At 41.8% G+C, this 13,445-nt stretch carries 10 protein-coding genes; 9 read left to right on the top strand and 1 reads right to left on the bottom strand.

The window, feature by feature from the left end:
- Positions 1-138: 138 nt before the first annotated feature.
- From purC to purH, 7 genes are all read left to right on the top strand, one after another.
- Positions 139-846, top strand: coding sequence for a phosphoribosylaminoimidazolesuccinocarboxamide synthase (gene purC / locus O3640_RS02920; RefSeq protein ID WP_011999586.1), 708 nt, complete (start codon positions 139-141; stop codon positions 844-846).
- Positions 847-864: 18 nt separating this feature from the next.
- The gene (locus O3640_RS02915) at positions 865-4,608 is read left to right on the top strand and encodes a phosphoribosylformylglycinamidine synthase (RefSeq protein WP_195321793.1); all 3,744 of its coding nucleotides are present in this window, start codon (positions 865-867) and stop codon (positions 4,606-4,608) included.
- Positions 4,609-4,691: 83 nt separating this feature from the next.
- Positions 4,692-6,134: an amidophosphoribosyltransferase gene (gene purF / locus O3640_RS02910; RefSeq protein WP_195321791.1), complete on the top strand. Its 1,443-nt coding sequence runs from the start codon at positions 4,692-4,694 to the stop codon at positions 6,132-6,134.
- A 42-nt stretch (positions 6,135-6,176) separates the two neighbouring features.
- Complete coding sequence (gene purM, locus O3640_RS02905) at positions 6,177-7,199, top strand: phosphoribosylformylglycinamidine cyclo-ligase (RefSeq protein WP_195321789.1); 1,023 nt, start codon at positions 6,177-6,179, stop codon at positions 7,197-7,199.
- Positions 7,196-7,747 carry a phosphoribosylglycinamide formyltransferase gene (gene purN / locus O3640_RS02900; protein WP_045772608.1) on the top strand — a complete coding sequence of 184 codons (552 nt, stop codon included), beginning with the start codon at positions 7,196-7,198 and terminating at the stop codon, positions 7,745-7,747. The genes purM and purN overlap by 4 nt, the downstream gene beginning before the upstream one ends.
- A 42-nt stretch (positions 7,748-7,789) precedes the next feature.
- Positions 7,790-8,410 carry a hypothetical protein gene (locus O3640_RS02895; RefSeq protein ID WP_045772609.1) on the top strand — a complete coding sequence of 207 codons (621 nt, stop codon included), beginning with the start codon at positions 7,790-7,792 and terminating at the stop codon, positions 8,408-8,410.
- Positions 8,411-8,428: 18 nt separating this feature from the next.
- Complete coding sequence (gene purH / locus O3640_RS02890) at positions 8,429-9,976, top strand: bifunctional phosphoribosylaminoimidazolecarboxamide formyltransferase/IMP cyclohydrolase (protein WP_195321787.1); 1,548 nt, start codon at positions 8,429-8,431, stop codon at positions 9,974-9,976.
- 328 nt (positions 9,977-10,304) lie between these two features.
- Here purH and O3640_RS02885 read toward each other — a convergent pair whose 3' ends face one another.
- Positions 10,305-11,021, bottom strand: coding sequence for a GntR family transcriptional regulator (locus tag O3640_RS02885; protein WP_008808077.1), 717 nt, complete (start codon positions 11,019-11,021; stop codon positions 10,305-10,307).
- A 105-nt stretch (positions 11,022-11,126) separates the two neighbouring features.
- Between O3640_RS02885 and O3640_RS02880 the strand changes: the two genes are divergently transcribed.
- The gene (locus O3640_RS02880; protein ID WP_080983248.1) at positions 11,127-12,953 is read left to right on the top strand and encodes a beta-galactosidase; all 1,827 of its coding nucleotides are present in this window, start codon (positions 11,127-11,129) and stop codon (positions 12,951-12,953) included.
- Positions 12,950-13,426, top strand: a complete 477-nt coding sequence (locus O3640_RS02875) for a PTS system mannose/fructose/N-acetylgalactosamine-transporter subunit IIB (RefSeq protein WP_008808079.1) — start codon at positions 12,950-12,952, stop codon at positions 13,424-13,426. The genes O3640_RS02880 and O3640_RS02875 overlap by 4 nt, the downstream gene beginning before the upstream one ends.
- The last annotated feature ends 19 nt before the right edge of the window (positions 13,427-13,445 follow it).

Below are 13,445 nucleotides of genomic sequence, written 5' to 3'. Positions count from 1 at the left end.
TTTTCTATATTTTGATAAGGAAGGTAGTTCAAATAAAAAAATCAATGGAAGTTAGATACAAAATACGGATACAGCTTGTAAATATCTAGTTCGTATGATAAAATGAAGGCATAAAAATTACGAAAGGCGAACATTAAAATGTCAAATAAATTGATATATTCGGGAAAAGCCAAAGATATTCTTGCTACAGATGATGAGGATGTGATTGTAGCACATTATAAGGATCAAGCTACCGCTTTTAATGGGGTTAAGAAAGAACAGATTGTTGGTAAGGGAGTACTCAATAATCAGATTTCATCATTTATTTTTGAAAAACTGAATGCTGCGGGTGTAGCCACGCATTTTATTGAAAAGATTTCAGATACAGATCAACTCAACAAAAAAGTAAAGATTATTCCATTAGAAGTAGTGCTTCGGAACTATACAGCAGGATCTTTCTCTAAGCGTTTTGGAGTCGAAGAAGGGATTGCACTTGAGACCCCGATTGTGGAATTTTACTACAAAAATGATGATTTGGACGATCCTTTCATCAATGATGAGCATGTAAAATTCTTGAAGATTGCTAACGACGAAGAAATTGCCTTTTTGAAAGAGGAGACTCGTCGGATCAATAAGCTTTTGTCAGATTGGTTCCACCAAATCGGACTGAAATTGATTGATTTCAAGTTAGAATTCGGCTTTGACAAAGAAGGAAAAATTATTCTAGCAGATGAATTTTCACCTGATAACTGCCGTCTCTGGGACGCAGAAGGACACCACATGGACAAGGATGTTTTCCGTCGTGGTCTTGGTGAATTGACGGATGTTTACCAAGTTGTTTGGGAGAAGTTGCAGGCGATTAAGTAAGGACGGGTGTGAAAAGTCATGGACAAGCGTATTTTTGTAGAGAAGAAAAATAACTTTGGTATCAAGTCACAGAGTTTAATGAAAGAGCTGATATATAATCTCCAGTTAAAAACATTATCAGATCTTCGTATAATTCAGGTTTACGATGTTTTTCATCTGGCAGAAGACTTGTATACTCGGGCTGAAAAACATATTTTTTCTGAGCAAGTAACAGATAGATTGCTGACAGAAGAGGAAGTAGAGGTTGCACTTGCAGAAACAGCGTTTTTTGCTATCGAAGCTCTGCCGGGTCAGTTTGACCAACGCTCAGCTAGCGCTCAGGAGGCTTTATTGCTCTTGGGCAGTGATAGCAATGTAATTGTGAACACAGCTCAACTTTATTTGGTCAACAAAAATATTGATGCCAATGAACTGGAGGCGATTAAGCGTTACCTTCTAAATCCAGTGGATTCCCGCTTTAAAGATATTCTACCAGGCCTCCGTCCTCAGGAATTTTCAAGCTCTGACAAGGAAATTCCAAATCTAGATTTCTTTGAAAACTATACAGCAGAAGATTTTTTGCTCTACAAGTCTGAACAAGGCTTAGCTATGGAAGTCGATGACCTCCTATTTATTCAGGATTATTTCAAATCCATTGGGCGCGTGCCAACAGAGACGGAATTAAAGGTCCTAGATACTTACTGGTCTGACCATTGTCGCCATACAACATTTGAGACTGAGTTAAAAACAATTGACTTTTCAGCTTCTAAGTTTGAAAAACAATTGCAGGCTACTTATGATAAATACTTGGCTATGCGCGATGAGTTGGGACGTGGGGAAAAACCGCAGACTCTCATGGATATGGCGACTATTTTTAGTCGTTACGAAAGAGCCAATGGGCGTCTAGATGATATGGAAGTGTCTGACGAAATTAATGCTTGCTCAGTTGAGATTGAAGTGGATGTGGATGGAGTTAAAGAGCCTTGGTTGCTGATGTTTAAAAATGAAACCCACAACCATCCAACAGAAATTGAGCCTTTTGGTGGCGCTGCGACTTGTATTGGTGGAGCTATTCGTGATCCACTCTCTGGTCGTTCTTATGTTTATCAAGCAATGCGGATTTCTGGTGCGGGCGATATTACCCAGTCAATTGCTGAAACGCGAGCTGGAAAGCTTCCTCAGCAGATCATTTCTAAAACAGCAGCGCATGGCTATTCTTCTTACGGTAATCAAATTGGTTTGGCAACAACTTATGTTCGTGAGTACTTCCACCCAGGTTTTGTAGCTAAGAGGATGGAGCTTGGAGCAGTTGTCGGAGCGGCTCCTAAAGAAAATGTTGTTCGTGAAAAACCAGTAGCGGGTGATGTGGTCATCTTATTAGGTGGAAAGACAGGGCGCGACGGAGTTGGTGGGGCAACAGGCTCTTCAAAGGTGCAAACTGTCGAATCTGTAGAGACAGCAGGAGCAGAAGTTCAAAAAGGGAATGCCATTGAAGAACGCAAGATTCAACGCCTTTTCCGTAATGGAAATGTAACTCGACTTATTAAGAAATCAAATGACTTTGGAGCAGGTGGTGTCTGTGTAGCTATCGGTGAATTAGCAGATGGTCTTGAAATCAATCTTGATAAGGTACCTCTTAAATACCAAGGGCTCAATGGAACAGAAATCGCTATTTCTGAGTCTCAGGAACGAATGGCTGTTGTTGTTCGTCCTGAGGATGTAGATGCCTTTATTTCGGAATGTAACAAAGAAAATATTGACGCTGTTGTCGTTGCGACAGTGACTGAAAAACCAAATCTGGTTATGCACTGGAATGGTGAAACAATTGTCGACTTGGAGCGTTCTTTCCTTGATACAAATGGCGTTCGTGTTGTAGTTGACGCCAAGGTGGTTGACAAGGATGTCAAGCTACCTGAAGAAAGGGCAACATCAGCTGAAAGTCTTGAAACAGACCTGTTAGCTCTTCTATCTGATCTGAATCATGCTAGCCAAAAAGGTTTACAAACGATTTTTGACAGTTCTGTAGGACGTTCAACCGTAAATCATCCACTGGGGGGCCGTTATCAAATAACTCCAACAGAAGCTTCTGTTCAAAAATTACCTGTTCAGTCTGGTTTTACGAATACTGCATCTGTGATAGCTCAGGGCTTCCATCCGTATTTGGCTGAGTGGTCACCTTACCATGGGGCAGCATATGCAGTGATCGAAGCAACTGCTCGATTGGTTGCCGCTGGTGGAGAGTGGTCTAAGGCTCGTTTCTCATACCAAGAGTACTTTGAGCGAATGGATAAGAAAGCTGATCGTTTTGGTCAGCCTGTATCTGCCCTTCTAGGTTCTATTGAAGCACAGATTCAGCTAGGACTCCCATCTATTGGTGGTAAGGACTCTATGTCAGGTACCTTCGAAGACTTGACAGTGCCTCCAACTCTTGTTGCATTTGGTGTAACAACTGCAGATAGTCGAAAAGTCCTGTCTCCAGAATTTAAAGCAGTGGGAGAATGGATTTACTATATCCCAGGACAAGCTTTATCTCAAGAAATTGATTTCGAGACTGTAAAGGCAAACTTTACACAGTTTGCAAGTCTTCAAAAAGAACATAAAATTAGTGCGGCATCAGCAGTTAAATATGGTGGAGTACTTGAAAGCATAGCTCTTATGAGTCTGGGGAATCGTATTGGGGCAAAAGTAAACTTAACAGACCTGTCAACTTGTTTAACTGGTCAGCTAGGTGGTTTTATCTTTACATCTACAGAGGAGATTCCAAATGTAGCTAAGATTGGACAAACAACCCAATTGTTTACATTGACCGTAAACGATATTGACATAAATGGTTTAAATCTGCTCAATGCTTTTGAAGGAAAATTAGAAGCAGTTTATCCAACTGAATTTGAACAATCTAAAGTTTTAGATGATGTTCCGGCTCTTGTCTCTGATACAGTGATAAAAGCCAAGGATACAGTAGCTGAGCCACTGGTTTACATACCAGTCTTTCCTGGAACCAACTCAGAATATGACTCAGCTAAAGCCTTTGAAGCAGCTGGGGCAAAGGTCAATCTAGTTCCCTTTGTTACTTTGGACGAAGTGGCCATTGTCAAGTCTGTTGACACAATGGTTGACAACATTGACAAGGCAAATATCATCTTCTTTGCAGGTGGCTTCTCTGCTGCAGATGAGCCAGATGGGTCAGCTAAGTTTATCGTCAACATCCTGCTCAACGAGAAGGTCAAGAAAGCCATTGATGCTTTCATCAGTCGTGGTGGCCTCATCATTGGTATCTGTAATGGATTCCAGGCTTTAGTAAAATCCGGTCTTCTTCCTTACGGAAACTTTGAAGATGCAGGTGCTAGTAGCCCAACTCTCTTTTACAATGATGCTAATCAACACGTGGCTAAGATGGTTGAAACCCGCATTGCCAATACTAACTCGCCTTGGCTGACTGGTGTGCAAGTGGGAGATATCCATGCTATTCCGGTTTCACATGGTGAAGGGAAATTTGTTGTAACGGCTGAGGAATTTGCTGAGTTGCGTGACAATGGTCAGATTTGGAGTCAGTACGTAGACTTTGAAGGTCAGCCAAGCATGGACAGCAAGTATAATCCAAACGGCTCTCTCTACGCTATCGAAGGGATTACAAGCAAGAACGGCCAAATCATCGGGAAGATGGGCCACTCAGAACGTTATGAAGATGGTCTTTTCCAAAATGTTCCAGGCCAGAAAGACCAGAAATTGTTTGAAAGTGCCGTTCGTTATTTCCAAGCGGGTCAAGATAACACTGGCTTGTAATAGAAAGTAATCAAAAAGGAGTCTACTTGGTCTGAAAGGTCAGGTTTTCTCCCTTTCCAGGATAAAAGAATTTAGGTAAAAAAATGACATACGAAGTAAAGTCACTTAATGAAGAATGTGGTGTTTTCGGTATTTGGGGACATCCGGATGCGGCTAAATTGACCTATTTTGGGCTCCATAGTCTTCAGCACCGCGGTCAGGAAGGGGCAGGAATCCTCTCCAATGACCAGGGACAACTAAAGCGCCATCGTGATATGGGACTTCTATCAGAAGTGTTCAGAAATCCAGCTAATTTGGATAAACTGACTGGAACGAGTTCGATTGGGCACGTTCGTTATGCGACTGCAGGAGAAGCTTCTGCGGATAATATCCAGCCTTTCATTTTTCGCTTTCATGATATGCAGTTTGGACTTGCTCATAATGGGAACCTAACTAATGCAGAATCTCTAAAGAAAGAATTGGAACAAAGAGGTGCTATTTTCAGCTCAACCTCTGATTCTGAAATCTTGGCTCACTTGATTCGTCGTAGTCACAATCCTAGTCTAATGGGTAAAATTAAAGAAGCACTCAGTCTTGTCAAAGGTGGGTTTGCTTATATTCTACTTTTTGAAGACAAGTTGATTGCGGCGCTTGACCCAAATGGATTCCGTCCGCTTTCTATCGGGAAGATGTCCAACGGAGCGGTGGTCGTTTCTTCTGAAACTTGTGCCTTTGAAGTCATCGGTGCTGAGTGGATTCGCGATGTGAAGCCAGGAGAGATTGTTATCATTGATGACAGTGGCATCCAGTATGATAGTTATACGAATGATACCCAGCTGGCGATCTGCTCTATGGAGTATATCTACTTTGCTCGTCCTGACTCCAATATTCATGGTGTTAACGTCCATACAGCCCGCAAGAGAATGGGGGCTCAATTAGCGCGTGAATTCAAACACGAGGCGGATATCGTAGTCGGTGTTCCGAATTCTTCACTAAGCGCAGCCATGGGCTTTGCGGAAGAATCTGGTCTGCCAAACGAAATGGGTCTGATCAAAAACCAATATACACAACGCACCTTTATCCAACCGACTCAAGAATTACGTGAGCAAGGGGTGCGGATGAAATTGTCAGCTGTTTCAGGCGTTGTCAAAGGCAAACGTGTGGTTATGATTGATGATTCCATTGTTCGGGGGACAACTTCTCGTCGCATCGTTCAGCTTTTGAAAGAAGCGGGGGCGTCTGAGGTTCACGTTGCTATTGGAAGTCCTGCGCTAGCTTATCCATGTTTCTATGGGATTGATATCCAGACTCGTCAGGAACTAATCGCTGCCAATCATACAGTTGAAGAAACCTGCCAAATTATTGGTGCGGATAGCCTGACCTATCTTTCGATTGATGGCTTGATTAACTCTATCGGGATTGAAACAGATGCACCGAATGGTGGTCTCTGTGTCGCTTACTTTGACGGTGACTACCCAACTCCTCTCTACGACTATGAAGAAGACTATCGTAGAAGCTTAGGGGATAAGACAAGTTTTTACAAATAGACAGATGAAATTCTCCATGAAAGAAAAGGAAGAGGAGACAAAATGACAAATAAGAATGCATACGCTCAATCTGGTGTAGATGTTGAAGCAGGTTATGAAGTTGTTGAACGGATTAAAAAGCACGTAGCTCGTACGGAGCGTGCGGGTGTCATGGGAGCTCTTGGTGGCTTTGGTGGCATGTTTGATCTTTCAAAAACAGATGTTAAAGAGCCTGTCTTGATCTCAGGAACGGACGGTGTCGGCACCAAGCTCATGCTGGCTATCAAGTATGACAAGCATGATACGATTGGGCAGGACTGTGTAGCCATGTGTGTCAATGATATCATTGCTGCAGGTGCGGAGCCCCTCTATTTCCTTGACTACGTCGCGACAGGGAAGAATGAACCAGCTAAACTAGAACAAGTGGTTGCTGGTGTAGCAGAAGGTTGTGTGCAGGCAGGCGCAGCTCTCATCGGTGGGGAAACAGCTGAAATGCCAGGTATGTATGGTGAAGATGACTATGACTTGGCTGGTTTTGCGGTTGGCGTGGCAGAAAAATCTCAAATCATAGACGGTTCAAAAGTAGCTGAAGGTGATGTCCTTCTCGGGCTTGCTTCAAGTGGGATCCACTCAAATGGTTACTCACTTGTTCGTCGTGTCTTTGCCGACTATACAGGTGAGGAAGTCTTGCCAGAATTGGAAGACAAGAAACTCAAGGAGGTCCTTCTTGAGCCAACTCGTATCTATGTCAAGGCTGTATTACCACTCATCAAGGAAGGGTTGGTCAACGGCATTGCCCACATCACAGGTGGGGGCTTTATCGAGAATGTCCCTCGTATGTTTGCAGATAACTTGGCGGCAGAGATTGAGGAAAGCAAAGTTCCAGTGCTTCCGATTTTCAAAGCTCTTGAAAAATACGGTGAAATCAAGCACGAAGAAATGTTTGAAATCTTCAATATGGGTGTGGGACTCATGCTGGCAGTTAGCCCTGAAAATGTGGATCGTGTCAAGGAATTGTTGGATGAACCAGTCTATGAAATTGGTCGCATCGTCAAGAAAGAAAACGAAAGTGTCATCATCAAATGAAAAAAATAGCGGTTTTTGCCTCTGGTAATGGCTCAAATTTTCAGGTGATTGCCGAAGAATTTCCGGTGGAGTTTGTCTTTTCAGACCATCGTGACGCCTATGTGCTAGAGAGGGCAGAAAAGCTCGGCGTCCTGTCCTATGCTTTTGAACTCAAGGAGTTTGAGAACAAGGCAGACTATGAGGCAGCACTCGTGGAACTCTTGCAAGAACACCAGATTGACTTGGTTTGCCTCGCCGGCTACATGAAAATCGTTGGGCCTACCTTACTTGGAACCTACGAGGGGCGTATTATCAATATCCATCCAGCCTACCTGCCCGAATTTCCGGGAGCTCATGGGATTGAGGATGCTTGGAATGCTGGTGTTGCTGAGAGTGGCGTCACCATTCACTGGGTGGACTCTGGTGTGGATACTGGAAAGGTCATCAAACAAGTGCGTGTGCCACGGCTAGCTGATGATACCATCGAAAGCTTTGAAGCTCGCATTCATGAAGCAGAGTACAAGTTGTATCCAGAAGTGTTGGATAGTTTGGGAGTGGAGAGAGGGTAGTAAAACCTTAGATTTACTGAATAAAGGAAAATAGAGAAAAACATGACAAATAATAGCAGTTTTAATGGAGGACATAATATTGGTTCAGGAAATTCAGCAGGTGGCAATCAAACAATTAATATTATTAATCCTCAAGACGAACAAGTAGTTGCTGAATACAATATTGAACCTATTTGGAGAAGTCCAATTACAATGGCAGTATTGAGTTGGATTGGTTTCTTCACTTCAATAGGAAGTTTATTACCACTTTACAATTTTTTTGAACCGTTTGTAAAATGGGCTAAAAATTCTTTTAATGGGAATATTCCTAATGTTCAAGGGAAGCAAATTTATTTGTTTATTTTTTTAGGTTTGTTTATTTTTTCAGGTATCATTTTTTCTTTGCGAAAAATTACTAAGAATCAAACTCGTTATCCTCTTAAATTTAATTATGCTATTAGTGGTGAGAAAAAGAGATTGAATATTGAAAAATTGCATATCGAATCGTGTCCAAAATGTGGTGGAAAATTGAAATATTATAATAAACCATATGAGTGGCTTGATTATTATGATGAAAATGGAAACTTTAAAAAAAGAAAGATTACCAAGAGAGTACCAGCTTTAGAATGTAAAAGAAATAGTGAGCATTTTTGGTATGTAGATCCAGCTGGAACAAAAATTTGATAAATGAAAGGAAAGAAAATGACTAAACGCGCCTTAATCAGCGTCTCAGACAAAGCAGGCATTGTTGAATTTGCCCAAGAACTCAAAAAACTCGGTTGGGAGATCATCTCGACAGGTGGAACAAAGGTTGCCCTCGATAGTGCTGGGGTAGAGACCATTGCTATTGACGACGTGACTGGCTTCCCAGAAATGATGGGTGGTCGTGTCAAGACCCTGCACCCGAATATCCACGGTGGGCTCCTCGCTCGTCGTGATCTCGATAGCCATTTAGAGGCGGCTAAAGATAATAATATTGAGCTTATTGACCTTGTGGTGGTCAATCTCTATCCTTTCAAGGAAACAATTCTCAAACCAGATGTGACATACGCTGATGCGGTGGAGAATATCGATATCGGCGGGCCGTCTATGCTTCGTTCAGCAGCTAAAAACCATGCCAGTGTAACAGTTGTGGTAGACCCTGCTGATTATGCTGTAGTTCTTGAAGAATTGTCAGCCAATGGCGAAACTACTTACGAAACTCGCCAACGTTTAGCAGCAAAAGTTTTCCGCCACACAGCGGCTTATGACGCCTTGATTGCAGAGTATTTTACTACTCAAGTCGGAGAAAGCAAGCCTGAAAAATTGACCTTGACTTATGATCTCAAGCAAGTTATGCGTTATGGTGAAAACCCTCAACAGGATGCGGACTTCTACCAAAAAGCCTTGCCGACAGACTACTCAATTGCTTCAGCGAAACAGCTCAACGGTAAGGAATTGTCCTTTAACAATATCCGCGATGCGGATGCAGCTATCCGTATCATTCGTGATTTCAAAGACCGTCCAACCGTTGTGGCTTTGAAACACATGAATCCATGTGGTATCGGTCAAGCAGATGACATCGAGACTGCTTGGGATTATGCTTATGAGTCTGATCCTGTCTCAATCTTTGGTGGGATTGTCGTCCTTAACCGTGAGGTGGATGCTGCGACAGCTGAGAAGATGCATGGCGTCTTCCTTGAAATCATCATTGCACCGAGCTATACGGATGAAGCGCTAGCCATTTTGACCAACAAAAAGAAAAACTTGCGTATCCTTGTCTTGCCATTTGATGCTCAAGATGCCAGTGAAGTGGAAGCAGAATACACAGGTGTTGTCGGTGGACTTCTTGTGCAAAACCAAGACGTGGTGAAAGAGAGCCCAGCTGAATGGCAAGTGGTGACCAAACGCCAGCCAACCGAGACAGAAGCGACAGCTCTTGAGTTCGCATGGAAGGCTATCAAGTACGTCAAATCAAACGGAATCATCGTGACCAACGACCACATGACACTTGGTGTTGGCCCAGGTCAGACTAACCGTGTGGCTTCAGTCCGTATTGCCATTGACCAAGCCAAAGATCGTCTTGATGGTGCTGTACTTGCTTCCGACGCCTTTTTCCCATTTGCCGATAACGTGGAAGAAATCGCCAAAGCCGGTATCAAGGCCATCATCCAACCAGGTGGCTCCGTCCGCGACCAAGAATCCATCGAAGCAGCGGACAAATATGGCTTGACCATGGTCTTCACAGGCGTGAGACATTTTAGACATTGATAACCGACCTGTCCATTTTCTGTATATTTTTCCTTTTAAAGACTCCGGGTAAAGGAAGAAATGGCTTAGTTAGTCAGAAAATTTGTTTGTTTGACTAAAGTGAGTCAACATACTTTCCATAAAACAAAAACCAAAAAAGCTATCGATTCAGTTAATCGATAGCTTTTTGTTTAAATAAGTGTTCATATTATATATTTTAGCAAACAAATTAAAGGTATCTAACAAAATAACTTTTCATTTTAGGTAAAACACGATATAATATAAACATCAATGAAAGCGCTTTTATAAAAGGGTGTAAATGCTTGATAAAGCTCGTTTTTTACTACTATTAACGACTTTTATCAGAGGCAATAAACTTGATTTTATAAAAGTCTCCGCGTTTGTAACTCTCAACATATTCTAGGATTTGTCCAGTACTTTCAAGTTGAGTAGTTTTCACTTGATGTACAGAAGGAAATTGAGGATCGATTCCTAGTTTTTCAGCTACATGCTTAGGTGTTGGGAAAACAATTTCGTTGATTTCTTCAAAGGGTTCATCGTTCATATGAATATGATAATCTGCTTTGAAGCGACCATAAATAGAACTATAGTACTCTAAGTTTGGATAGTTCGCATTTACATATTGTTCTGGGATATAGGATTGCTGATAGATATAGGTCACACCATTGGTTTCTCTGACCCGTTCGATCCTATAATAGAATTGGTTGCTCTTTAGACCGAGTTTGTCTAGAATGGCTCCATCGTTTCCACGCTCAATGGATAAGACAGTGACATGGTCACTTTGGGATGGAAAAACCTCTACATCAGAAAATTCGACTAGTTTATGCTTACGGGCTCTAGATACGAAGGTGCCTTTTCCTTGCTGGCGGATAATATATCCATCATTGGCAAGATCGTTTAGTGCTCTGACGACAGTGATAGAACTAACATCATACATCTGTATCAATTCAGCCTCAGTGTAAAACTTATCACCATTTTCAAATTGACCAGAAATGATTTTTTGTTTTAGTTCATCTTTTATGTATTGGTATTTAGGGATTGCCATTATTTTTTCACCTCACTTCTATTCCCTCTTACTAGAATTTTACCATATTTTCTAAAAAATAGTTCAAAACTATTGACTTTTTTCAAAATATTATTATATTAATTAATGAAAGAGTTTTCTTTGAAAGAGGGTGAGCGTTTGGCAAGGTTTGAAGTGTCTAATAATTTTCTACTAGATCAGAAGCCATTTAAGGTGTTATCAGGTGCAATCCACTACTTCCGAGTGCATCCAGATGACTGGTATCACTCGCTTTACAACTTAAAGGCTTTAGGATTTAATACGGTTGAGACTTATGTTCCTTGGAATGTACATGAGCCTGAGAAGGGACGGTTCAATTTTCAAGGACAGTTGGATTTAGAAAAGTTCTTGCAGATAGCTCAAGACTTAGGACTTTATGCTATTGTTCGACCATCGCCTTTTATCTGTGCAGAGTGGGAGTTTGGTGGCTTACCAGCTTGGCTCTTGACAGAAGACATAAGGATTCGTTCATCTGATCCCAGATTTATTGAGGCTGTGGCAACTTACTATGATGAACTGCTTCCTCGCTTAACACCTAGATTATTGGATCGGGGTGGCAATATTCTCATGATGCAGGTTGAAAATGAGTATGGTTCCTATGGTGAGGATAAAGCTTATCTCAGAGCTGTCAGAGACCTAATGATAGAACGAGGCATAACATGTCCACTCTTTACATCAGATGGCCCCTGGCGAGCAACTTTAGAAGCAGGTACACTGATTGATGAGGATTTGTTGGTTACTGGAAACTTTGGCTCTCGAGCAGATGAAAATTTTGCTTCGATGAAAAATTTTTTCCAAGAGCACGACAAGAAGTGGCCACTCATGTGTATGGAATTTTGGGACGGCTGGTTTAATCGTTGGAAGGAACCTATTATTACAAGGGATCCTGAAGAGTTGGCAGAAGCCGTTCATGAGGTTCTCAAGCAAGGTTCGATCAATCTTTATATGTTTCATGGGGGAACCAACCTTGGTTTCATGAATGGTTGTTCAGCGCGTGGAACAATTGATCTCCCGCAAGTCACTTCCTATGACTACGATGCCTTGCTAAATGAAGCTGGAAATCCAACACCTAAGTATTTTGCAGTTCAAAAGATGTTAAAGACTTATTACCCAGAATTCCCACAAATGGAACCTCTGGTGAAAGGCAGCTTTGAACAAAAAAATATTTCCTTGAGCGACAAGGTTAGTTTGTTTGAAACTTTGGCGGATTTGGCAGAACCTGTTCAAAGTCTCTATCCTAAAAAGATGGAGGAACTAGGACAGAACTACGGTTATCTACTCTATCATACAGAAGCTGACTGGGATGCAGATCAAGAAAAGATTCGTATTATTGACGGTCGCGATCGGATGCAACTTTTTGTAGACCAAGAACATATTGCTACCCAATATCAAACTGAAATTGGTGCAGATATCTTTGTCGATAGACAGGTCAAAACGAAGCATAGTATTGACATCCTCGTAGAAAATATGGGTCGAGTCAACTACGGCCATAAACTCTTGGCAGATACTCAGAGAAAAGGTATCCGAACAGGAATCTGCAAGGACTTACACTTCATGCTAGATTGGCAACATTACTGCCTTACTTTAGATCAACCTGAAAAGATTGACTTTTCAAAAGAATGGTACCCGGGGCATCCAGCTTTCTATGCCTTTGATTTTAACCTAGAAATGAAAGCGCTTAAAGACACCTATCTTGATTTGACAGACTTTGGGAAAGGCGTCGCTTTTATCAATGGAGTCAATATTGGGCGTTTCTGGAATGTCGGGCCAACCTTATCTCTTTATATTCCTCATGGCCTTCTAAAGGAAGGAGCAAACCGTATCATTATTTTTGAGACGGAAGGGGAATTTAAAGATTCTATTCATCTTGTTAACCAACCTACATTTAAAAATATAAAGGGGGAAAATTTATGACAATCGTAGGGAATCGAATCGACGGACGTCTGATTCATGGACAAGTAGCCAATCTTTGGACTACTAAGCTTAATGTGACACGCATCATGGTAATTGATGACGAAGTGGCACAAAATGATATTGAAAAGAGCGGGCTCAAGTTGGCAACACCGCCAGGAGTGAAGCTCAGCATTCTGCCAATCGCTAAAGCAGCAGAAAATATCTTGGCTGGAAAATATGACTCACAACGACTCTTTATCGTTGCTCGTAAACCAGACCGTTTCCTTCGTTTGGTAGAGGCTGGTGTGCCACTAGAAACACTTAATGTCGGAAATATGTCTCAGTCAGACGAAACTCGTCCAATCACTCGCTCCATCAATGTGGTTGATGCGGATGTGGAAGCTTTCCACAAACTGCATGAAAAAGGCGTGAAGCTGACAGCTCAGATGGTTCCAAATGATCCGGTTGCGGATTTTATGAATTTGTTAAAATAAGGAAAAATGTTTAGGAGGT

This window comes from Streptococcus sp. 27098_8_75 (assembly GCF_041432475.1).
GTDB lineage: Bacteria > Bacillota > Bacilli > Lactobacillales > Streptococcaceae > Streptococcus > Streptococcus gordonii.
Note: the sequence above shows the minus strand (reverse complement) of the source record. Positions and strands in the feature narration are given on the sequence as shown.